Here is a 21,063-nt window from a genome sequence, read left to right as displayed (position 1 = left end):
CTGAATAAATCTTGATTGACGTTATTGGTAGTCGCCGGAGTCGATCATGGGCTGCAGGTGCGAAATCACACCATCGAGCAAGTGCAGCAGATCGACGCTCTGGCCGTCTTCGAGCCGTTTGAGGACCATGTCGCGAGCCCCCACCTGGATGCTGGTTTCGCGGTAGCGCACAACGGGGTCGGTTCCCCAGTCGTCGCTCACCATATGCCAGTCCATATCGTCCATTTCGCAGCTCAGCGCGTCCCCCAGCACCACACCCAATCCTCGGGCCAGCAGCAGGTTGTCGGCCGACACCAGGCCACGATCGAGCAGCGGCTGCAGCTGCGCCAGGCCAGAGCGATCCATGCTCCAGTCGCTCAGCCCCAGTTCACGGGCCGCGACCTGGCACACCAGCAAGCGTTCGCGCTCCAGTTGCTCCAGCTCCTGCGCAGCCAGCGCACGAAAGACCGGTACGTCGGCCTGGGCGGCAGCCTCGGGCGAATAGGACGTATCCGCCATGTTTCAGGCTTCGCGCACGGTGCGCTTTTCGATGCGCTTTTCGGGATTGGCGTTGTGCACGATGCGGTGCACATAGATGCCGGGCAGATGGATGTCGTCGGGAGCGATCTCGCCCACTTCCACCAACTCCTCGACCTCCACCACGCAGACCTTGCCGCAGGTGGCTGCCGCAGGGTTGAAGTTGCGCGCCGTCAGGCGGAACTGCAGATTGCCGCTCTTGTCCGCGCGCCAGGCCTTGACCAGGGACACATCGGCCACGATCGCGTGCTCCATCACATAGGTCTCGCCATCGAATTCGCGCAATTCCTTGCCCTCGGCCACCAGCGTGCCCACACCGGTCTTGGTGAAGAAGGCAGGAATACCGGCGCCGCCGGCGCGCATCTTCTCGGCCAGCGTGCCCTGAGGCGTGAACTCCAGCTCCAGCTCACCGGCCAGGTACTGGCGCTCGAACTCCTTGTTCTCGCCCACATAGCTGGAGATCATCTTCTTGACCTGGCGGGTGTCCAGCAGCTTGCCCAGACCAAAGCCGTCCACGCCGGCGTTGTTGGATGCCACCGTGAGGTTCTTGACGCCGCTGGCGCAAACCGCATCGATCAGGGCCTCGGGAATGCCGCACAGGCCGAAGCCGCCAACGGCCAGCAGTTGCCCGTCGGACACCACGCCCTGCAGCGCCGCTTCTGCGGATGGGTAGAGCTTTTTCACACATGTCTCCTTGAAATTGGATGCGCTACGATACTACGTACTTAAGTAAGTAGTTTTTCGTAAAGAGCAGTACCATGGTTGTGGATTACCGGCTGGCGTTCGACGCCGCCCCTGTAGGTCTCGTCATCTCGCGCAACCGCATCATGATTGACTGTAATCGGCAATTGTGTGAAATGTTCCATGCATCGCGCGAAGTACTCATAGGACAGACCTTTCAGGTGCTTTATCCCAGCGTTGACGAATACGAGCGCCTGGGCGCGCGCATTGCCCCGATTCTCAACACCACAGGCATCTATTCCGACAACCGCATCATGAAGCGCGCCAATGGCGAGGTGTTCTGGTGTCATGTCAGCGGCCGCACGCTGGACCGAAACGATCCCCATGCCTCGGGCATCTGGAGCTTCGAGGACCTCTCGGCCCATCGCCCCGTCAAGGCCGAGCTCACAGGCCGCGAACGCGAAGTCGCTGCACGTCTTCTCGAAGGCATGACCAGCAAGGAAATAGGCAAGGCACTGGCCATCAGTCATCGCACCGTGGAAATCTACCGCGCCCGGCTGATGCGCAAATACGGCGCCTCCACGGCGGCCGATCTGGTGCACAAACTGGTGGCCGGATAAGCCTCAGACGCAGATGACACAGGTAGGTCAAGCACCTGATTTGCGCGCCCCTGCTTGTGCAAACCGGTCGCCTCGCATACGCTCAAAACGTCAGCATCTCAGTCACTTTGCGCAGTCTCCTCGCCCGACTTCCCGTCGGCCAAGGACTCGACCCATATTTCTTCCTATGGCGCTGCTTAGTAATTTCAATAGCACAACACGCCCTTCAGGCCAGCCGCGCATCGATAATTCATCTCAACCAATCGCTAATAGCTATTGAGTTGAATTGATTGATATCAATCATTGATTGATATCTGTTTCCTGGACCTACCGACCTGTCGGATCGTTGAAACGGAGAGCCCCATGACTACTGAATCCAAGTGCCCCTTCCACCAAGGACAGAACAGCGAAACCGTCGCCGCAGGCAACGCCACCAGCAACAAGGACTGGTGGCCCAATCAGCTGCGCGTGGATTTGCTGAGCCAGCACTCCGCCAAAAGCAACCCCTTGGGTGAAGACTTCAACTACGCCCAGGCTTTCCAGAAGCTGGACTATGAAGCCGTCAAACGCGACCTGCGTGCCCTGATGACCGACTCGCAGGACTGGTGGCCTGCAGACTTCGGCCACTACGGCCCCCAGTTCATCCGCATGGCCTGGCACGCAGCCGGCACCTATCGCATTCAGGACGGTCGCGGCGGCGCGGGTCGCGCCCAGCAGCGCTTTGCGCCGCTCAACAGCTGGCCCGACAACGTCAACATCGACAAGTCGCGCCGCCTGCTGTGGCCGATCAAGCAAAAGTACGGCAACCAGATTTCCTGGGGCGACCTGATGATGCTGTGCGGCAACGTCGCACTGGAAACCATGGGCTTTCGCACCTTCGGCTTCGGTGGCGGTCGCGTGGACACCTGGGAACCCGATCAGGACGTGTACTGGGGTGCAGAGAAGGAATGGCTGGCCCCCACCCAGAACCCGCACAGCCGCTACAGCGGCGAGCGCGACCTCGAGAACCCGCTGGCCGCCGTGCAGATGGGTCTGATCTATGTCAACCCCGAAGGCCCGGACGGCAATGGCGACCCCCTCTCGGCCGCGCATGACATCCGCGACACCTTTGCCCGCATGGCCATGGATGACGAGGAAACCGTGGCGCTGATCGCCGGCGGCCACACCTTCGGCAAGACCCATGGTGCGGGCCCCGCCAGCCATGTGGGCGCCGAGCCCGAAGCCGCCGGCCTGGAAGCCCAGGGCCTGGGCTGGGCCAGCAGCTATAAGTCCGGCAAGGCCGGCGATGCCATCACCTCGGGCCTGGAAGTGACCTGGACCCAGACTCCTGCACAGTGGAGCAACTTCTTCTTCGAGAACCTGTTCAAGTATGAATGGGTGCAGGAAAAAAGCCCTGCGGGTGCCATTCAGTGGGTTGCCAAGGACGCTGGCGATGTCATCCCCGACGCGCATGGCGGTCCCAACAAGAAGCCCACCATGCTGACCACCGACCTGTCGCTGCGCATGGACCCGGCCTACGAGAAGATCTCGCGCCGCTTCCTCGAAAACCCGCAGGCTTTTGCCGAAGCCTTTGCCCGCGCCTGGTTCAAGCTGACCCACCGCGACATGGGCCCGCGTGCACGCTATCTGGGCCCAGAAGTCCCCCGGGAAGAGCTGATCTGGCAAGACCCCATCCCCGCCGCCAAGCATGAACTGGTCAACGACGCCGATGTGGCCGCCCTCAAGGCCAGGCTGCTGGCATCGGGCCTGTCGGTGCAGGAGCTGGTGGCCACGGCCTGGGCCTCGGCCTCCACCTTCCGTGGTTCGGACAAGCGCGGCGGTGCCAACGGTGCCCGCATCCGAATGGCTCCACAAAAGGACTGGGCCGCCAACAACCCTGCGCAACTGGCCAAGGTACTGGGCAAGCTCGAGGAAATCCAGCGCGAGTTCAACAAGGCTGCCGACGGCGACAAGCGCATCTCGCTGGCCGACCTGATCGTGCTGGCCGGCAGCGCGGGCGTTGAAAAAGCAGCCGCAGACGCTGGCGTGAAGATCAGCGTGCCCTTCACTCCCGGCCGCGGCGACGCCAGCGACGAGCAGACCGATGCCGAATCCTTTGCGCCGCTGGAGCCCAAGGCCGACGGCTTCCGCAACCACCTGCAAGGACGTTTCCCGGCACCTGCCGAAGCCCTGCTGATCGACAAGGCCCAGTTGCTGACGCTCACGGCCCCCGAGATGACCGTGCTGATCGGCGGCCTGCGCGCCATCAACATCAACACCGCAGGCAACCACGGCGTGCTGACCCAGACTCCGGGCAAGCTGACGAACGACTTCTTCGTCAACCTGCTGGACATGGGCACACAGTGGCAGCCCCTTGAGGATGGCAACTACGAAGGCGTGGACCGCAAGAGCGGCGCCAAGAAGTGGACCGGCACCCGCGTGGATCTGGTCTTCGGCTCCAACGCCATTCTGCGTGCCGTGGCCGAGGTCTATGCCGAAAAGGGCAACGAGCAGAAGTTCTACCGGGACTTCGTCGCTGCCTGGGTCAAGGTCATGGAACTGGACCGCTTCGACCTGAAGAAGTAACAGGGCGCGCCGGGGTGAAAGCCCCGGCTCCAGGAAAATCCAAAAAGAAAAAGCTGCCAGCGCCTGTCAATCAAGCGCTGGCAGCTGTTTTTTCAGGATCAACACATCACATCTCCAGCTCGACCGCTTCCTGCGACAGATCCCAGCCCAGCACAAAGACTTCGTAATGATTTTGCCCGCTGTCATCGCTCCAGACCTCCGGGCCGAACTCGCTCATATTGCCGTTCAGACTCTGTCCTTCACGCAGCGCGCTGGAATCGGTCTGCTCGGCCAGCACAAAGCGGCCGTTGCCTGTGCGCAAGGCGACCCGTCCGGAAGACTGCTTGAAGGCGACGACGGTGGCTTGTTCTGACATAAGGACTCCTGCGCCATTGCTGGCTGTTGTGGATTACAGCCAAGTCTAATCAGACCTGGGCAAAGCGAAAGTCCTGCTATTTCGGCCTGTGTGTTCCACCCGTAGGACGATCTCCGTTAGGCTTGCGATGTCTCCCCAATCAAGCCCCACAAACCATGCTTTTCATCCTGTTCAAACTTCTGCACCTTCTGGCCATCATCATCTGGGTGGGCGGCATGTTCTTCGCACATTTCTTTCTGCGTCCTGCCGTCCAGGGCCTGCAACCACCCGAGCGCGTGACGCTGATGCATGGCGTGCTGCAGCGCTTTTTTGCCTGGGTCCTCGTGCTGGTGGTCGTCGTGCTGGCCACCGGCATCGGCATGATTGGCAGCATTCACGCCATGGCCGCCCAGGCCGGCGGCCAGTTCAATATGCCGGTCAACTGGATCGTGATGAGCATTCTGGGCCTGGTGATGATGGCCGTGTTCGGTCATATCCGCTTTGCGCTGTTCAAGCGCCTGGATGCGGCCGTGCAGCTCAAGGACTGGCCCGCAGGCGGCAAGGCACTGGAGAGCATCCGCAAATGGGTCTCCTTCAATCTGGCCCTGGGTCTGGTGATCGTGGTCGTGCTGCGCGTGCCGCTCTGAGCCTGAAGCAGCCTTCAGCAAGCCCGGTCTTCATGGCCGGGCTTTTTTTATGAGTCCGACAAGGCTTTAGCGCATACCAACAATGCTCAAACTGCTTTTGTTTCCATAGCAACAAAAACAGAGACTGCGCAGGCAGGTCCGGCTCCATTCAAAACCTTGCTGACATTTTTTTGCAGTTGCACAATAATTGCCAACTCAATCATTGACCAAGCAAATATTGGTGGCGCCATTGCAAAACCAGACCGACCCCATCATCGACCCGCAGGACGAATCCAGCTTCTTCTACCAGGCAGGGGTCTACGCGCCGGACAAAAGCATTGGCTTTCTCATGCGGCGCGTGCTCAGCTCCATCCTGCAGCTGGCCGACGCCCAGCTGGCCGAGCAAGGACTGACCTATGTGCAATGGCTGCCGCTGTACAAGCTGCTGATCTGCGCCGACACCAATAGCAGCACGCTGGCCAAGGACCTGGGCATGGACCCGGCTTCGGTGACGCGCGCGCTGGACCGCATCGAGGCCAAGGGGCTGCTGCGCCGCGAGCGCTCCACCACCGACCGACGCGTGGTGCACCTGGTGCTCACCGAGGAGGGACGTAGCGTCGCCACCCAGGTGCCCAAGGTTCTGACCAAGGTGCTCAACGGCCATTTGCGCGGCTTCAGCCACAGCGAATGCACGCTGATGCTGTCCATGCTGCAGCGCATGCTGGTCAACGGCGATGCGCTTCGAGAGGCCCTGACCCAGGAGCCTGGCAAGCCCCCCATCCAAACGAACGAGGCAGGCCGCGACCCCGGGGACTAGGCTGACCTGCTGCCTACTTTTTTACCGCCCTATTTCAATAAAAACCACTGGCACTTTTCCATGACCTCTAGACCTTCACGCAAACCCGCCGCAGAGCAAGCCCCTGGTCGCCCGCTGCTGGCAACCGCAGCACTGGCCGCCGTGCTCGCGCTGGCAGGCTGTGCCTCGCAAGGGCCGGCGCACCAGCCGCTGACACGACTGGGCTCGGCCGATGTCGGCCTGAACGACTCCGCCAGCCTCAGCGCTGCGGACGCCACGGCACTCGCCTCCTCCCAATGGTGGACAGGTCTGGGCGATGCCCGGCTCAATCAACTCATCGATCAGGCCCTGGCCGGCAGCCCCAGCCTGGCCGCCAGCAACGCACGCTTTGAAAAAGCCGCAGCCCTGGCCACGGCCAGCAGCACGGCCAGCGATGTGCGCGGCACGCTGAGCGCCGATGCCACACGTCAGCGCTACACGGCCAACGGCATGATTCCCGCCCCGATTGCGGGCAATATCTACAACAGCGGCAATCTGCAGGCCGGCCTGTCCTGGTCGCCCGACTTCTTCGGCAAGCATGGCGCGGACCTGCAGGCCGCGCTGGGCCAGGCGCGCGCCGCCAGGGCCGACAGCGCCGCCGCCGCCAACCAGTTGGCCGCACAGGTGGCACGCAGCTATATCGCCCTGGCCCGGCTGATTGCCCAGAAGGAAGTGGCAGAGCGCACGCTGGGCCAGCGCCAGTCCTTGCTGAGCCTGAGCGAGCAGCGCACCCGAGCGGGCCTGGACAGCCAGGTGGAACTGACCCAGGCCCAGGCCGGCATGCCCGATGCCCAGACCCAGATCGAGATGCTCGGCGAGCAGATCACGCTGGCGCGCCGCACGATTGCCGTGCTCTGCGCCCAGGCGCCCGATGCACAGAATGCGCTCTCGCCCAGACTGTCGGTGCTGCGCATCCAGCCCGTGCCGCAGGCTCTGGGCGCGGATCTGCTGGGCCGCCGCCCCGATGTGGTGGCCGCGCGCTGGCGCGTGGAAGCGGCCACGCAAGGCATTGAATCGGCCAGGGCCGACTTCTACCCCGATGTGAATCTGACGGCTTTTGTGGGCCTCAACGCGCTGGGCCTGGACAATCTGCTGCAGGGCAGCTCGCGCCAGATGGGCATCACGCCTGCGCTGCGCCTGCCCATCTTCGACGGCAAGCGCCTGCGCGCCCAGTTGCGCGGCAAACAGGCCGATCTCGACACCGCCATCGCCCAGTACAACGGCGCCGTGCTCGATGCCGTCAAGCAGGCGGGCGACGCGATTGCCTCCGTGCAATCGCTGCAGCGCCAGCAGCAGTTGCAAACCGAGTCGCTGTCCAAGGCCGAGCGGGCCTATGACTTTGCCGTGCAGCGCTATCAGGCCGGCCTGGGCAGTCAGATCACCGTGCTCAACACCGAAACCCAGCTCATCAACCAGCGTCGCCTGGCTGTGGACCTGCAGGCACGCGAGCTCGATACCCGCGTGGCCCTGGCCGCAGCCCTGGGCGGTGGCTGGAGCGACGACACCCCGACTGTTGCACTGCAATAGACATCGAACTCAACAAAATCAATAGCTGCTACCGCTTTACTGCCATTGAATTCAAGGCAAAAACACTCTCAATTGTTTTATTGACAAGCGCTAGCAGCTCCTCTTTTCAATAGCGCAAAACCGCTTCACAGATAACAAAGCGCCAACATCATGACCGACACCAAGCCTACTCAGAACGCTCCCCAAGCTCCTGCGGCAGCTACGCCCAGCGCCAACCCTGCGGGCCGCCGCAAGGGCCTGACCATCGTGGCGGCCGCTGTCGCCGTGGCCGCCATCGCCTGGGGCGGCTGGCACTGGATGGTGGCCCGCAACTACCAGACCACGGACAACGCCTATGTGGCCGGCAATGTGGTGCAGATCACGCCCCAGGTCGGCGGCACCGTAATCAGCATCGGTGCCGACGATACCGACTATGTCCGGGCCGGCCAGTTGCTGGTGCAGCTGGACCCTGCCGACTATCTGGTGCAACTGGCCCAGGCCGAGTCGCAGCTGGCCCAGACTGCGCGCCAGACCCGCACCCTGTATGCCAACAACGCCCCGCTGGCCGCCCAGGTGGCCCAGCGCGAAGCCGATCTGCTGCGCCTCAAGGCCGATGCCGCCAAGGCCAACGACGATGTGGCGCGCCGCCGCCCGCTCACGGCCACCGGTGCCGTGGGCAAGGAAGAGTTTGACCATGCCAAGGCCCTGGCCACGGCCGCCGGCAACGCCGTGGCGGCCGCAGAAGCCGCCGTGCGTGCTGCCAAGGCCCAGCTGACGGCCGCCGAAGCCCAGACCAAGGGCACGACGGCCGAGGACTTCCCGGCCGTCATGGCGGCCGCAGCCAAGGTGCGCGAAGCCTATCTGGCCCTGCAGCGCACGCGGCTGATCGCGCCCGTGGACGGTTTTGTGGCCAAGCGCGGCGTGCAACTGGGCCAGCGCGTGGCCGCCGGCTCGCCGCTGCTGACCGTGGTCGACCTGCACAAGCTCTGGGTGGATGCCAACTTCAAGGAAAGCCAGCTGGCCGATCTGCGCATGGGCCAGAAGGTGGAGCTGACCGCCGACGTCTACGGCGACAAGACCACGTACGAAGGCAAGGTCGTGGGCCTGGGTGCGGGCACGGGTGCGGCGTTTGCGCTGCTGCCCGCGCAGAACGCCACCGGCAACTGGATCAAGGTGGTGCAGCGCGTTCCCGTGCGCATCAGCCTGGAGCCCGAAGCGCTCAAGCAGCACCCGCTGCGTGTGGGCCTGTCCATGGACGCGAAGGTCGATATCCGCGACAAGGACGGCCAGGCCCTTGCCAGCACGCCGCGCAGCGAGCCCGTGGCCCAGACCACGGTCTATGACGGCAGCCTGGCACAGGCCGAGCAGCGCATCCAGCACATCATCGCGGGCGACAAGCTGCCGGCACTGACCCAGCTGGCCGATCTGCCCGCTCCGGCCCCGGTTGGCCCCGCCCAACCCGCTGCCCAGCCTGCGCAATAAGACGCGGAATCAGCCATGACTTCCTCGACTTCTGTCAATCCCGGAGCGGGTGCCTCGCCACCGGCTCCGGCGGTGCCTGCCATCGCCCCGCTCAAGGGCGCGCAGCTCGCCCTGGGCACGCTGGCGCTCTCGCTGGCCACCTTCATGAACGTGCTGGACTCCTCCATCGCCAACGTGGCCATTCCGGCCATCTCGGGCGATGTGGGCGTCAGCCCCAGCCAGGGCACCTGGGTCATCACCAGCTTCGGCGTGGCCAATGCCATCTCCGTGCCGCTGACGGGCTGGCTCACCCAGCGCTTCGGCGCCGTGCGCCTGTTCACCATGAGCGTGCTGCTGTTCGTGCTGACCTCCTGGCTCTGCGGCTTTGCCTCCTCGCTGGAGATGCTGGTGCTGTTCCGCGTGCTGCAAGGCGCCGTGGCCGGCCCCATGATTCCGCTGTCGCAGACCCTGCTGCTGTCCAGCTATCCGCCCGCCAAGGCCGGTGTGGCGCTATCGCTATGGGGCGTGACCACGCTGGTCGCGCCCGTGGTCGGGCCGCTGCTGGGCGGCTGGATCACGGACAATATTTCCTGGCCCTGGATCTTCTACATCAATGTGCCCGTGGGCCTGCTCTCGGCCCTCATGACCTGGAGCATCTACCGCAACCGCGAAACGCCCACGCGCAAGCTGCCTATCGACACCTTGGGCCTGTCCCTGCTTGTGCTCTGGGTGGCGGCGCTGCAGCTGATGCTGGACAAGGGCAAGGAGCTGGACTGGTTTGCCTCCAATGAAATCATCGCCTTTGCGGTGATCGCTGTCGTGGCCTTTGCCGTGTTCGTGGTCTGGGAGCTGACCGACGCCCATCCCGTCGTCGATCTGCGCCTGTTCAAGAGGCGCAACTTCGCGGCCGGCTCGATCGCGCTGTCCATCGCCTACGGCCTGTTCTTCGGCAATGTGGTGCTGCTGCCGCTGTGGCTGCAGCAATGGATGGGCTACACCTCCACCTCGGCCGGCCTGGCTCTGGCGCCGGTGGGCCTGCTGGCCATCCTGCTCACGCCCATGGTGGGCCGCAAGGTCGGTGTCTGGGATCCGCGCAAGATGGCCACGATTGCCTTCATCGTGTTTGCCATGGTGCTGTGGATGCGCTCGAAGTTCACCGTGGAGACCGACTTCGCCCATATCCTGATTCCCACGCTGATCCAGGGCGGCGCCATGGCCTTCTTCTTCATTCCGCTGACCACCATCACGCTGAGCGGACTGACGCCGGACCGCATTCCGGCCGCCGCAGGCCTGTCCAACTTCGTGCGGATCACGGCCGGCGCCATGGGCACCTCGATTGCCACCACGCTCTGGGAAAGCCGGGCTTCCATGCACCATGCCCATCTGACCGAGTTGCTGGTGCAAGGCCAGGGCACGTTTGCCAGCACGGTCAGAAACCTGCAGGCAGCAGGCATGAGTGCCGAGCAGGCCTATGCCCAGATCAACCGGCTGATCGATCAGCAGGCCTTCACGCGGGCTGCCGACGACATCTTTCTGGCATCGTCCTTTCTGTTCCTGAGCCTGATCGTGCTGATCTGGTTCACCAAGCGCCCGGCCTCTGCCGCAGGAGCCTCCGACGCGGCCGCTGGCGCACACTGACAAACTTCAGAAAAATTGGCTGGAAGCGATTGACCCACAATCGCTTCCAGCTATTTTTTTGATAGTTCTACGTGCCAGCAGCCTGCTTGTCCAGGCGCCGCAAAAAAACCTGCAGCTCCTTGACGACCTGGGCATCGCCCTTGGTCTGGGCGCAGCTCAGCCCTTGCTGCCAGGCGGCGCGCGCGGCCTGTGCATCGCCCAGCGCCAGCTCCACCTTGCCCAGCTGCTTCCAGGCGGCGGAGTATTCGGCATCCAGCGCCGTGGCCTTGCGCAGATGCTCGCGCGCCACGGCCATCTGCTCGTCGTCGGCATAGGCCTTGCCCAGGGTATAGCGCAGCAGCGCACCATCCTTGCCGGCCGCCAGCATGCTCTCCAAATTGTGAACCATGGGATTCATGTGCATTTGCTCCTCAGACAGCGAGTGTCGCATCCGCCCCGAGAAAGCAGCTGAATGGCCGTGCCTGTGTTACGGCCTCTTGCAAGCCGGCTCTTGCAGCGCTGCAAACCGTCCCAAACTGCGGCCAATGTCTCAATAAGGCGCCTGATCTTGTTTCGCAAACCAAGTCTCTCCACCTCCATCACCGACTACGAGGACTCGCCCCAGTATTCGGGCGGGCGTTTTCGCAACACGCATCCGCGTCCGGTCAACAGCCCCAAGCCAGATGCCGGGACGCTATGGAAGTTCTTCTTCAACAAGCCGGCCGATTCCCAGCCGGGCAAGGTGCTGCCCATTTTGCCGCTGAGCACGACCGAGCTGAACCTCGCGCCCGAACGCAGCCTGTATCGCCTGGGCCATTCGACCTTGCTGATGAAGCTGCGCGGCGGCTGGTGGTTGACGGACCCCGTGTTTTCCGAGCGCGCCTCGCCGCTATCGTTTGCCGGCCCCAAGCGCTTTCATGCCCCGCCGATTGCCCTGGACGAGTTGCCTGCCTTGCGCGGCGTGCTGCTCTCGCATGACCACTACGACCATCTGGACCGCGCCACCATTCGCGTGCTCGCACCCAAGGTGGGAGTTTTTCTCTGCCCCTTGGGAGTGGGAGACAGACTGGTGGCCTGGGGCGTGCCGGCCGACAAGATCGTGCAGCACGACTGGTGGCAGGGCAGCGAGGTCGACGGCCTGCGCTTCACGGCCACGCCGGCCCAGCATTTCTCGGGACGCAGCCTGCGCGACGGCAACCGCACGCTCTGGGCGTCCTGGACCATAGAAGATCGCCAGGCCGACAGGCCGCTGCGCGTCTTCTTCAGCGGCGATGGCGGCTACTTCGACGGTTTTGCCGAAATCGGCAGGCACTTCGGCCCCTTCGATGTCACATTGATGGAGACTGGCGCCTACGACGCCCACTGGCCCTATGTCCATATGCATCCGGCGCAGACCGTGCAGGCACACCGGGATCTCGGCGGCCAATGGCTGCTGCCCATACACAACGGCACTTTCAACCTCGCCATGCATGCCTGGTGGGACCCCTTCGAGCAGATCCTGAGTCTGGGCAGGCAGCACGGCATAGAGATCGCCACGCCCATGATGGGCGAGCGCCTGGACCTGAACGCTCCGCATGCGGGCTCGGCCTGGTGGCGCGTCTGCGCCGAGGCCGACAGCAAGGGACTGGATCTGCGCCCCGCGCAACCCTGAAGGTGCAACCCGCATGGCCGACAATGTCCTCATGGACATTTCGCGCACCTCACACCTTGCCGCCGCCTGCGCCGCGTCTCTGACCGCCTTGCTGCTCGGGGCCTGCTCCCACCTCTTCGATGGCAGCCAGCCCAAGCAACCGCCGAATGCCGGCATCTCGAGCACAGTTTCCGGGCAGCCGGAGCCGACGCCGGCTCCGCCACTGGACACGCAGCACAGGCGGCCACAGAGCATGGAATGGCCTGCCTGGATCAAGGCAGACTGCACACCCCCCGCCCATCTCGATCGGCAACCGCAGCCACGCCGCCACACCACGCCTTTCATCAGCGCCCACTGGTTTCCGAACGGGCTGGAGACCACGGTGGTCTTCCGCCTGGAAGTCACGGCCCAGGGCGAACTCGGCCGTGTGGCCTACCAGCCCGCCGATACCGATCCCCGCATCGTGAAGTCCATCATGCGCTCGCTCGAACGCTGGAAGTTCAAGCCCGGCATGCGCCAGGGCCAGCCCGTGACGTCCTGCTTCGAGCAGCCCTACCAACTGGTGTTTCCGCGCCAGGAGATCGATGTTCCTCGAACGCCCGCCATGAACACAGAACCGCAGTGAGACCGCAAGCTCAATTCCAGCGATCTGTGCTCGAAAACCCCAGAATCCATCCGATTCGGTGGTGCAAGCCCCTTGCCCACCGCTAGAATCGCCAAGGTCAGGAGAGAGTGCCTGCAGCTTGAAGCTGCCTCGCACCGCCGAAGGCGCAGACCCCCAACCCGGTGTCAAAACGCTCAGGCAAAAGGACTGACAAGCGCTGCAAGGTGTGCAAACCTGCAGCGTCCCTTGCTGGAGAGAGATGCAGGCCGTCATTTCGTATGTGCGCCGGCATCCACCGAAGGAGCAAACTGCCCGATGCAATGCGTGCAGTGAATCTCTCAGGTAAAGCGGACAGCAGGGCAAGCCCGCCACGCATGGCCCAGCCATGCATGGCCACTCATTTTGGTTTGACCACCGGAGCGCTTGCCTGTGACTGCTGCTGACACCTCTTCCGATCTGCGTTCCACACCGCTGTTTGCACTGCACCAGAAACTGGGTGCCCGCATGGTGCCGTTTGCCGGCTACGCCATGCCCGTGCAATACCCTCAAGGCCTGATGGCCGAGCATCTGCACACGCGCAAGGCTGCCGGCCTGTTCGATGTCTCGCACATGGGCCAGTTGCTGTTGCGCGGCCCCGATGCCGCCGCCGCGCTCGAATCGCTGATGCCCGTCGATGTCATGGACCTGGGCCTGCACAAGCAGCGCTACGGTCTGCTGCTCGATGAACAAGGCGGAATTCTCGACGACCTGATGTTCGTCAACCGCGGCGAAGATCTGTTCCTCATCGTCAACGGCGCCTGCAAAGAGGCCGATATCGCTCATATCCAGAACCGCATCGCCAGCCGCTGCGAGGTCGCCCCATTGCCCGATCGCGCCCTGCTGGCCCTGCAAGGTCCGCAAGCTGCCACAGCCCTCTCGCGCCTGATTCCTGGAGTGACGCAACTGGTATTCATGACCGGCAACCACTTCGACTGGCAAGGCCATGCGCTCTACATCACGCGCAGCGGCTATACGGGCGAGGACGGTTTCGAAATCTCCCTGCCCGGCGAAGCTGCCGAAGCCTTTGCCGAAGCGCTGCTGGCACAGCCCGAGGTGGCCCCCATCGGTCTGGGCGCGCGCAACTCGCTGCGCCTTGAAGCCGGACTTTGCCTGTACGGCAACGACATCGACACCAGCACCACGCCGGTCGAAGCCGCGCTGAACTGGGCCATGCAGAAGGTTCGCCGCACCGGCGGCGAGCGCGAGGGCGGTTTTCCCGGTGCGGCCATCGTGCTGGAGCAATTGCAGAACCCTCAGTCGCTGCGCCGCAAGCGCGTGGGCCTGATCGCGCTGGAACGCATTCCCGTGCGCGAGCCCGCCGTGCTGGAAAACATGGACGGACAGCATATCGGCCACATCACCAGCGGCCTGCTCAGCCCTACGCTCAACCAGCCTGTGGCGCTGGCCTATGTCGAGCCCGACTATGCCGCCATCGATACGGAAATCTTCGCCATGGTGCGCGGCAAGCCCGTGCCCATGAAAGTGGTCGCCACGCCCTTCGTTCCCACCCGCTACTACCGCGGCTAGGTCTGCCGCCGCGCATGAGACGGGCCAGTTTGCCAAACAGCGGCCAGAACACCGCTAAAGTGCGAGCTGGACCTTTCTCAAACAACACCCGATTCCCCTGAATCCCCCATCTGGAGCCTTCCATGAGCATCAAGTATTCCAAAGAACACGAATGGATCAACGCCGCTGACACCAATGCCGCCATCGTCGGCATCACCGTACACGCACAGGATGCACTGGGCGATGTGGTGTTTGTGGACCTGCCTGCCGTGGGCTCCACCTTCAAGGCCGGCGATGTGGCTGGCGTGGTCGAGTCCGTCAAGGCCGCTGCCGATGTCTACATGCCCGTGACCGGCGAGATCGTCGAAGTCAACGAAGCCCTGCGCGACGACCCGTCGCTCGCCAACAGCGCCCCCCTGGCCGCTGGCTGGTTCTTCAAGGTCAAGATGAGCAATGTGGGCGAGCTCGAAGGCCTGATGGAAGAGACTGCCTACAACGACTTCGCCAAGGACAACTAAGCGTATCAACGGCCCTCGCATTGCGAAGGCCGTTTTTGCATGCAGCCATGAGCACCATTCTGTATTTCGACGATCCGGACGTCGGTCTCGCCCGCGAGACCAGCCACCCGACCTTTGCGCGCATCGCAGCCCAGGACTTCTATTACGACTGCGGTGACGACTTCAGCCCCTTCGGCAGCGATGACGGCAGCGACATACTGGCCGCTCTTCAAGAGTGGTACCAGGATCAGACAGGCGGCAACGCCAAGACCCTGCGCTTTCTGCACCAACAACTGAGCGGCTGGGATCTGCCCGTGCCCAAGGACATGCTGGCTCATGACGATGCGGCCAAGGCCCAGTGGCTGGCCAGCGATGACATGAACCAGATCTATCTGCGCTCGGTCTGTCGCGCCCACGTGGCCACCGCCTTTGGTCAGCTCAAGATCACAGGCAGCATCGATGCCGATCTGCAACAGCAAGCCCTGCTTGCCCTGGCCTGCCAGCAATGGCTGAACACCGTGGCACGCAGCAAATATCCCGATTGGGAATATGCCGACCAGGAAAGCGAACGCCTGGCTCTGATGAACACCGCGCTGGAACAAGCCAGCGCTGCTTGAAGCACCGGCCGCATGCCTTCAGGCATACGGCATTCACGCATGCCTGGCATGCAAACCGTCAGTCACAGTATTTGAGAATAGGTCCCTCCCATGCTGATGTCGCCTCCCGCCCCCGTCGCTTCCCTGGAAGCGCTGGAAAACAGTCACGAATTCATCCCCCGTCATATAGGCCCGGACGCCGATGAGCAGCAAAAAATGCTGGCCGCCATCGGCAAGCCCTCGCTGGATGCCTTGATTCGCGATGTGATGCCCGACTCCATCGCACGCGCCAGGCCCATGGATCTTCCGGCGCCGATTACCGAAGCCGCTGCGCTGGCCGAACTCAAGGCCATCGCCAGCAAGAATCAGGTTCTGAAGAGCTTTATCGGCCAGGGCTACTACGGTACGCACACGCCGGGCGTCATCCTGCGTAACATCCTCGAGAATCCAGCCTGGTATACGGCCTATACCCCCTACCAGGCAGAAATCTCACAAGGCCGCATGGAGGCGCTGGTCAACTTCCAGACCATGGTGACCGACCTGACCGGCATGCCGATTGCCAATGCATCCATGCTGGACGAGGCCACGGCAGCCGCCGAGGCCATGACGCTGGCCAGGCGCTCTGTCAAATCCAGAAGCCATCGCATCGTGCTCGCCGGCGATCTGCACCCGCAGACGATTGAAGTCATCGAGACCCGCGCCCGGCCGATCGGCATCGAAGTGGTGATCGCCAACAGCCAGCAGGAGTGGGAGGCTGCGCTGGCAGGCGATCTGTTTGCTGCCGTCATCCAGTACCCCGCGTCCAGCGGCTGGATCGTGGACTGGAAGGCCGATGTGCAAGCCATTCACGCCAAGCAGGCCGCCGCCATCGTGGCCACCGACCTGCTGGCTCTGACCCTGCTGACACCGCCCGGCGAATGGGATGCCGATATTGTCGTGGGCAACAGCCAGCGCTTCGGCATGCCCATGGGCGCAGGCGGTCCACACGCGGCCTTCATGGCCTGCCGCGACGAATACAAGCGCAGCCTTCCCGGCCGTCTGGTGGGTGTCAGCGTCGATGCGCATGGCAAGCCCGCCTACCGCCTCGCGCTGCAGACGCGCGAACAACATATCCGCCGCGAGAAAGCGACATCCAATATCTGTACGGCCCAGGTCCTGCCGGCAGTGATTGCCAGCATGTATGCCGTCTACCACGGCCCCCAGGGGTTGAGGCGCATTGCCCAGCGTGTGGCACGCTTCACAGCGATTCTGAGCCGTGGCCTGGCCCAGTTGGGCTTCAGCGCCCATCACCACGACACAGCCTTCGACACCGTGAGCCTGCACACCCGGGAGGCCACCGACGCCCTGGCGGCTCGCGCCGTCTCCCGAGGCGTCAACCTGCGCAAAGCCTGGGATGAATATCTCTGCATCAGCCTGGACGAAACCACGACCCGGGCCGATGTCGAGCTGCTCTGGAGCATCTTTGCCCAGGAGGGCCAGGCCCTGCCCACCATCGAGGCCATGGACGAAGGCCCGACCTCGCTGATCCCCGAATCCCTGCAGCGCAGCACGGCCTATCTGACCCACCCGGTCTTCAACACCCACCACTCCGAAACCGCCATGCTGCGCTATATACGCAGCCTCAGCGACAAGGACCTGGCGCTGGACCGCAGCATGATCCCGCTGGGCAGTTGCACCATGAAGCTCAATGCCACCAGCGAGATGATTCCCATCACCTGGCCAGAGTTCGCCGACATCCACCCGTTTGCGCCTGCCAACCAGCTGCAAGGCTATGCCGAGCTGGACCAGCAACTGCGCGACTGGCTGTGCCAGGCCACGGGCTACGCGGGCATCAGCCTGCAGCCCAATGCAGGCAGCCAGGGCGAATACGCAGGTCTGCTGGCCATCAAGGCCTTCCATGAATCACGCGGCGAGGCGCACCGCAATATCTGCCTGATTCCCAGCAGCGCCCACGGCACCAACCCGGCCAGCGCGCAAATGGTGGGCCTGCAGGTCGTGGTCACCAAGTGCGATGACAACGGCAACGTGGACATGGCGGATCTGAAGCTGGCCTGCGAGAAGCACAGCGCCAATCTGGCCTGCATCATGATCACCTACCCCAGCACGCACGGCGTGTTCGAGACCGAGGTCAAGGAGCTGTGCCAGCTGGTGCACAGCCATGGCGGCCGCGTCTATGTGGACGGCGCCAATATGAACGCCCTGGTAGGTCTTGCCGCACCCGGCGAGTTCGGCGGCGATGTCAGCCATCTGAACTTGCACAAGACCTTCTGCATTCCTCACGGCGGCGGCGGCCCCGGCGTCGGCCCCGTGTGCGTGGTCGAGGATCTGGTGCCCTTTCTGCCGGGGCATGCCACCGCAGGCGACGTCCGCCAGGTGGGAGCTGTCAGCGCAGCGCCTTTGGGCAATGCAGCCGTTCTTCCGATCAGCTGGATGTATATCCGCATGATGGGCGAACCGGGCCTGAAGCTGGCGACCGAGACCGCCATCCTCAACGCCAACTACATCAGCGCGCGGCTCAAGGAGCACTTCCCCACTCTCTACGCGGGCGAGTATGGTCACGTGGCCCATGAGTGCATTGTGGATCTGCGCCACTTCAAGGACAGCTGCGGCGTGATGGCCGAGGACGTGGCCAAGCGCCTGATCGACTACGGCTTCCACGCACCGACGCTGTCCTTTCCCGTGCCCAACACGCTGATGGTGGAGCCGACCGAGAGTGAAAGCCTGTCTGAGCTGGACCGCTTCATCGAAGCCATGATCGCCATCCGCGCCGAGATTGCCGAAGTGGAGGCCGGCAGACTGCCCAGGGACGACAACCCGCTCAAGAACGCACCCCATACGGCAGAGGCCTTGCTGGCCGCAGACTGGCAGCATGGCTACAGCCGCGAAACCGCCGCCTATCCCTTGCCTGCCCTGCGCCGCGCCAAGTATTGGAGCCCCGTGGGCCGCGTGGACAACGTCTATGGTGACCGCAATCTGTTTTGCAGCTGCGTGCCCATGGACGCTTACGAAGACTGATAGCCAGGGTCTCCCCCAAGCCAGTGCGCTCCGCCGCACTGGCTTTTTTATGCTCAATCAATGTCGAACACCAGCCCGCCCGTTACTGTTCGCCGGCAGTGAATGCATTCACGACATCAATGCAATCGGCGTTGCTGCCGCCAAACCGAGCATCGAGTTGCCTGAATACCGGTTGACTGCCCGCCTTTTTCAAGGGCAGGTGCAGGGACCGGCTTACACTGCCGAGGTCTTCTGCCTGTCTCATGAGCTCCTCTGAACCCACTCCCCCTCCCTTGCTGCCTGTCATTGATGGCGGCCTGCCTCTGCATGCCCTGCTGGCCCCCGGTGCTGCGCCGCTGGGCCTGAGCGCCAACACCCAGCCATTGGTGCCGGAGGATGAAGACCCGCTGCAGGCCCTGGTGGCGGAGTTGCGCAACTACCAGCACGAGCTGGAGCTGCAAAACGAGGTACTCAATTACAGCCAGGCCGTAGCCGAGAGCGCATCGGAGCGGTTTGAAACGCTGTTTGCAAGCATTCCGCTGCCGCTGCTGGTGGTTGATGAATACGATATGGTGGTCCAGGCCAATGCCATGGCTCACCGCGCATTTCAGCCCACCGAAAAAGACCGGCTGCTGATCAACTTCAAGCCCTTTGTGCATGTCAACGACGCAGAGCGCGTGACTACGGCCTTCGAGCAGGCCAAGGCGATGGGACGCGCCGAGGTGCACGAGGTCCTGTTCCAGATCACCGAAGAATTCGAGCTCTGCGGCGACCTGCATGTGGCCGGCGTGGTCGTGCCCCAGCAAAACGGTCCTGCCACTTGGCAGTATTTGTGTGCCGTTGTCAACCAGGGCCCGCTGCTTGCCGAGCGCAAGGCGCTGCAAGAGCGCAACCAGCAGCTTTATGCTAGCGAGAGACGGCTGGAGTCGGTCATCAACTCCGCGCTGGACGCCATCATCTGCGTCGATCAGCATCAGCGCATCACTGTCTTCAACCCCACGGCGGCAGCCCTGTTTCTGTGCTCGCCTCAGGATGCCCTGGGCAGCCCGCTGGAGCGCTTTTTACCCGATGCCGCTCGGGCACTGGCTTTTTCCTCGCTGACCACACAGGCCGTGCTGGGCGAGATGACGGGGCTGACCCTGTCGGGGCGTGAGATTCCCATGGAAATCAGCGTCTCCTTCGAACACCACAGCAGCGGCGACACCACCACCATCTTTGCGCGCGACCTGACCAGCCGCAATCGCGCCGAAGCCCAGCGCAATGCGCTGGAAACCCAGCTGCGCGAATCCCACAAGATGCAGGCCGTAGGCACCATGGCCGGCGGGATTGCCCACGACTTCAACAACATCGTGGGCGCAATCCTGGGTAATGTGGAGCTGGCCAAGGCCGATAGCTGCGGCAACCCGGCTGCCATGGAAAGCCTGCGCGAGATCGAAAAAGCCGGTCGCCGCGCCCGCGATCTGGTGCGCCAGATTCTGACCTTCAGCCGCAATGACCTGCCCGAACGCCGTCCGGTTCAGGTGCAGGAAGTCATGTCCGACACGGCTCGCCTGCTGCGCGTGACCCTGCCTCCCTCCATAGAGCTACAGGTGCAGGAGTCCAACGATCTGCCGCCGCTGCTGGCCGACCCCACTCAGGTGGAACAGGCGCTGTTCAATCTCTGCAACAACGCCATGCAGGCCATTGGCAGTCAGCGCGGCATCATCCAGATGCGGGCCATGCGCATTGCTCCCGACAGCTACCAATGCGAACGCCTGGGTCTGGCCGTGGCCGAATACCTGGTCTTTATGGTGCAGGACTCTGGTCCAGGCATGGACGTCGCGACTCAGCGACGCATCTTCGAGCCTTTTTTCACCACCAAACCGGTCGGCCAGGGCACAGGCCTGGGCCTCTCGGTCGTACATGGCGTGATGCGCACCCATGGCGGCGCTGTCGATGTGCACAGCGAACTGGGCCAGGGCAGTTGCTTCACGCTGTACTTTCCTCTCAGCGACCCGACTTCCAGCCACTCTGCGCTGCCGCCCATGCGCATGGACAAGCCCGAAGCCCCGCTGCCCGAACCTGTCCTGGCCACGCGCGCCAGCCATGTCATGTATGTGGACGACGATCAGGCTCTGGTCTTTCTGTTTCAGCGCCTGCTGCGCCGTCGCGGCTATGAAGTCTCGGGCTTTACCGATCCCCATGAGGCCATGGCCGCCCTGCATGAGGAGCCACAGCGCTTTGACCTCATAGTCACCGACTACAACATGCCCGGTTTCAGCGGACTGGACCTGCTCAGACAGGCTCTGCAGATCAGCCCTCAACTGCCGGTTGCACTGGCCTCCGGCTATGTGACGGCCGAAATCGAGCAGGCTGCGATCGCAGCCGGAGCCAGAGCCTTGATCCACAAGCCCAACGATGTGCAGGAGTTCTGCGCCACGGTGCATGAACTGCTCAACCCCTGAAGCAATCGATAGC

Annotated in this window: 19 protein-coding genes and 2 riboswitches; of the genes, 15 read left to right on the top strand and 4 right to left on the bottom strand. The window is 63.3% G+C overall.

Annotated features, from left to right (window positions below):
* Positions 1 to 21: 21 nt before the first annotated feature.
* Together ACWGXF_RS12535 and ACWGXF_RS12530 are read right to left on the bottom strand one after the other, a co-directional pair.
* Positions 22 to 498 (bottom strand): DUF3806 domain-containing protein, encoded by a 477-nt coding sequence (locus tag ACWGXF_RS12535; RefSeq protein ID WP_012838251.1) that lies wholly within the window; start codon positions 496 to 498, stop codon positions 22 to 24.
* A 3-nt stretch (positions 499 to 501) separates the two neighbouring features.
* Positions 502 to 1,200: a CoA transferase subunit A gene (locus ACWGXF_RS12530; protein WP_003079441.1), complete on the bottom strand. Its 699-nt coding sequence runs from the start codon at positions 1,198 to 1,200 to the stop codon at positions 502 to 504.
* A 74-nt stretch (positions 1,201 to 1,274) separates the two neighbouring features.
* On the opposite strand from ACWGXF_RS12530, the gene ACWGXF_RS12525 reads away from it, so the two are divergent.
* Both ACWGXF_RS12525 and katG read left to right on the top strand, forming a co-directional pair.
* Entirely contained in the window at positions 1,275 to 1,817 is a 543-nt protein-coding gene (locus ACWGXF_RS12525; protein WP_003055436.1) for a PAS and helix-turn-helix domain-containing protein, read from the top strand.
* A gap of 342 nt (positions 1,818 to 2,159) precedes the next feature.
* The gene (gene katG, locus ACWGXF_RS12520; protein ID WP_452101979.1) at positions 2,160 to 4,361 is read left to right on the top strand and encodes a catalase/peroxidase HPI; all 2,202 of its coding nucleotides are present in this window, start codon (positions 2,160 to 2,162) and stop codon (positions 4,359 to 4,361) included.
* Positions 4,362 to 4,467: 106 nt separating this feature from the next.
* Here katG and ACWGXF_RS12515 read toward each other — a convergent pair whose 3' ends face one another.
* Entirely contained in the window at positions 4,468 to 4,716 is a 249-nt protein-coding gene (locus ACWGXF_RS12515; protein WP_012838249.1) for a hypothetical protein, read from the bottom strand.
* Positions 4,717 to 4,871: 155 nt separating this feature from the next.
* Between ACWGXF_RS12515 and ACWGXF_RS12510 the strand changes: the two genes are divergently transcribed.
* From ACWGXF_RS12510 to ACWGXF_RS12490, 5 genes are all read left to right on the top strand, one after another.
* On the top strand, positions 4,872 to 5,342 hold the full coding sequence (locus tag ACWGXF_RS12510) for a CopD family protein (RefSeq protein WP_039048689.1): 471 nt from the start codon (positions 4,872 to 4,874) through the stop codon (positions 5,340 to 5,342).
* Between the two features lie 220 nt (positions 5,343 to 5,562).
* Positions 5,563 to 6,138, top strand: coding sequence for a MarR family winged helix-turn-helix transcriptional regulator (locus ACWGXF_RS12505; RefSeq protein WP_012838247.1), 576 nt, complete (start codon positions 5,563 to 5,565; stop codon positions 6,136 to 6,138).
* Between the two features lie 60 nt (positions 6,139 to 6,198).
* Positions 6,199 to 7,683: an efflux transporter outer membrane subunit gene (locus ACWGXF_RS12500; RefSeq protein WP_256630402.1), complete on the top strand. Its 1,485-nt coding sequence runs from the start codon at positions 6,199 to 6,201 to the stop codon at positions 7,681 to 7,683.
* Between the two features lie 150 nt (positions 7,684 to 7,833).
* The gene (locus tag ACWGXF_RS12495; protein WP_452101978.1) at positions 7,834 to 9,144 is read left to right on the top strand and encodes an HlyD family efflux transporter periplasmic adaptor subunit; all 1,311 of its coding nucleotides are present in this window, start codon (positions 7,834 to 7,836) and stop codon (positions 9,142 to 9,144) included.
* A 15-nt stretch (positions 9,145 to 9,159) separates the two neighbouring features.
* Complete coding sequence (locus tag ACWGXF_RS12490) at positions 9,160 to 10,761, top strand: DHA2 family efflux MFS transporter permease subunit (RefSeq protein ID WP_256630400.1); 1,602 nt, start codon at positions 9,160 to 9,162, stop codon at positions 10,759 to 10,761.
* 67 nt (positions 10,762 to 10,828) lie between these two features.
* On the opposite strand, the gene ACWGXF_RS12485 is transcribed toward ACWGXF_RS12490, so the two are convergent.
* Complete coding sequence (locus tag ACWGXF_RS12485; protein ID WP_452101977.1) at positions 10,829 to 11,158, bottom strand: hypothetical protein; 330 nt, start codon at positions 11,156 to 11,158, stop codon at positions 10,829 to 10,831.
* Positions 11,159 to 11,308: 150 nt separating this feature from the next.
* Between ACWGXF_RS12485 and ACWGXF_RS12480 the strand changes: the two genes are divergently transcribed.
* The 8 genes from ACWGXF_RS12480 to ACWGXF_RS12445 all read left to right on the top strand — a co-directional run bounded on the left by ACWGXF_RS12480 (position 11,309) and on the right by ACWGXF_RS12445 (position 21,050).
* Positions 11,309 to 12,391 carry an MBL fold metallo-hydrolase gene (locus tag ACWGXF_RS12480; protein WP_452101976.1) on the top strand — a complete coding sequence of 361 codons (1,083 nt, stop codon included), beginning with the start codon at positions 11,309 to 11,311 and terminating at the stop codon, positions 12,389 to 12,391.
* 13 nt (positions 12,392 to 12,404) lie between these two features.
* Positions 12,405 to 12,995, top strand: coding sequence for an energy transducer TonB (locus tag ACWGXF_RS12475; protein WP_256630398.1), 591 nt, complete (start codon positions 12,405 to 12,407; stop codon positions 12,993 to 12,995).
* 88 nt (positions 12,996 to 13,083) lie between these two features.
* Positions 13,084 to 13,194: riboswitch (glycine riboswitch) on the top strand.
* A gap of 19 nt (positions 13,195 to 13,213) precedes the next feature.
* A riboswitch (glycine riboswitch) is annotated at positions 13,214 to 13,339 on the top strand.
* Between the two features lie 64 nt (positions 13,340 to 13,403).
* Positions 13,404 to 14,540, top strand: a complete 1,137-nt coding sequence (gene gcvT / locus ACWGXF_RS12470) for a glycine cleavage system aminomethyltransferase GcvT (RefSeq protein WP_256630397.1) — start codon at positions 13,404 to 13,406, stop codon at positions 14,538 to 14,540.
* Between the two features lie 122 nt (positions 14,541 to 14,662).
* A complete protein-coding gene (gcvH, locus tag ACWGXF_RS12465; RefSeq protein WP_012838239.1) occupies positions 14,663 to 15,037 on the top strand; it encodes a glycine cleavage system protein GcvH in 375 nt (124 codons plus the stop codon).
* Between the two features lie 47 nt (positions 15,038 to 15,084).
* Positions 15,085 to 15,633 carry a MolR family transcriptional regulator gene (locus ACWGXF_RS12460; protein WP_256630396.1) on the top strand — a complete coding sequence of 183 codons (549 nt, stop codon included), beginning with the start codon at positions 15,085 to 15,087 and terminating at the stop codon, positions 15,631 to 15,633.
* A 90-nt stretch (positions 15,634 to 15,723) separates the two neighbouring features.
* Positions 15,724 to 18,627 carry an aminomethyl-transferring glycine dehydrogenase gene (gene gcvP / locus ACWGXF_RS12455; RefSeq protein WP_256630395.1) on the top strand — a complete coding sequence of 968 codons (2,904 nt, stop codon included), beginning with the start codon at positions 15,724 to 15,726 and terminating at the stop codon, positions 18,625 to 18,627.
* A gap of 49 nt (positions 18,628 to 18,676) precedes the next feature.
* Positions 18,677 to 18,883 carry a hypothetical protein gene (locus ACWGXF_RS12450; protein WP_152965031.1) on the top strand — a complete coding sequence of 69 codons (207 nt, stop codon included), beginning with the start codon at positions 18,677 to 18,679 and terminating at the stop codon, positions 18,881 to 18,883.
* A complete protein-coding gene (locus ACWGXF_RS12445; RefSeq protein ID WP_034405429.1) occupies positions 18,870 to 21,050 on the top strand; it encodes a PAS domain-containing hybrid sensor histidine kinase/response regulator in 2,181 nt (726 codons plus the stop codon). Before ACWGXF_RS12450 ends, ACWGXF_RS12445 begins: the two co-directional genes overlap by 14 nt.
* Positions 21,051 to 21,063: the final 13 nt, after the last annotated feature.

Source organism: Comamonas sp. HJ-2 (assembly GCF_053615495.1).
This window is presented reverse-complemented; position numbering and strand designations above follow the sequence as displayed.

Coding starts and splice junctions, on each gene's coding strand:
- ACWGXF_RS12450 (WP_152965031.1), top strand. CDS start 18,677: ATGCTCAATCAATGTCGAACACCAGCCCGCCCGTTACTGTTCGCCGGC.
- ACWGXF_RS12475 (WP_256630398.1), top strand. CDS start 12,405: ATGGCCGACAATGTCCTCATGGACATTTCGCGCACCTCACACCTTGCC.
- gcvH (WP_012838239.1), top strand. CDS start 14,663: ATGAGCATCAAGTATTCCAAAGAACACGAATGGATCAACGCCGCTGAC.
- ACWGXF_RS12495 (WP_452101978.1), top strand. CDS start 7,834: ATGACCGACACCAAGCCTACTCAGAACGCTCCCCAAGCTCCTGCGGCA.
- ACWGXF_RS12500 (WP_256630402.1), top strand. CDS start 6,199: ATGACCTCTAGACCTTCACGCAAACCCGCCGCAGAGCAAGCCCCTGGT.
- katG (WP_452101979.1), top strand. CDS start 2,160: ATGACTACTGAATCCAAGTGCCCCTTCCACCAAGGACAGAACAGCGAA.
- ACWGXF_RS12535 (WP_012838251.1), bottom strand. CDS start 498: ATGGCGGATACGTCCTATTCGCCCGAGGCTGCCGCCCAGGCCGACGTA.
- ACWGXF_RS12525 (WP_003055436.1), top strand. CDS start 1,275: ATGGTTGTGGATTACCGGCTGGCGTTCGACGCCGCCCCTGTAGGTCTC.
- ACWGXF_RS12485 (WP_452101977.1), bottom strand. CDS start 11,158: ATGAATCCCATGGTTCACAATTTGGAGAGCATGCTGGCGGCCGGCAAG.
- ACWGXF_RS12445 (WP_034405429.1), top strand. CDS start 18,870: ATGAGCTCCTCTGAACCCACTCCCCCTCCCTTGCTGCCTGTCATTGAT.
- ACWGXF_RS12515 (WP_012838249.1), bottom strand. CDS start 4,716: ATGTCAGAACAAGCCACCGTCGTCGCCTTCAAGCAGTCTTCCGGACGG.
- ACWGXF_RS12460 (WP_256630396.1), top strand. CDS start 15,085: ATGAGCACCATTCTGTATTTCGACGATCCGGACGTCGGTCTCGCCCGC.
- gcvP (WP_256630395.1), top strand. CDS start 15,724: ATGCTGATGTCGCCTCCCGCCCCCGTCGCTTCCCTGGAAGCGCTGGAA.
- ACWGXF_RS12510 (WP_039048689.1), top strand. CDS start 4,872: ATGCTTTTCATCCTGTTCAAACTTCTGCACCTTCTGGCCATCATCATC.
- ACWGXF_RS12490 (WP_256630400.1), top strand. CDS start 9,160: ATGACTTCCTCGACTTCTGTCAATCCCGGAGCGGGTGCCTCGCCACCG.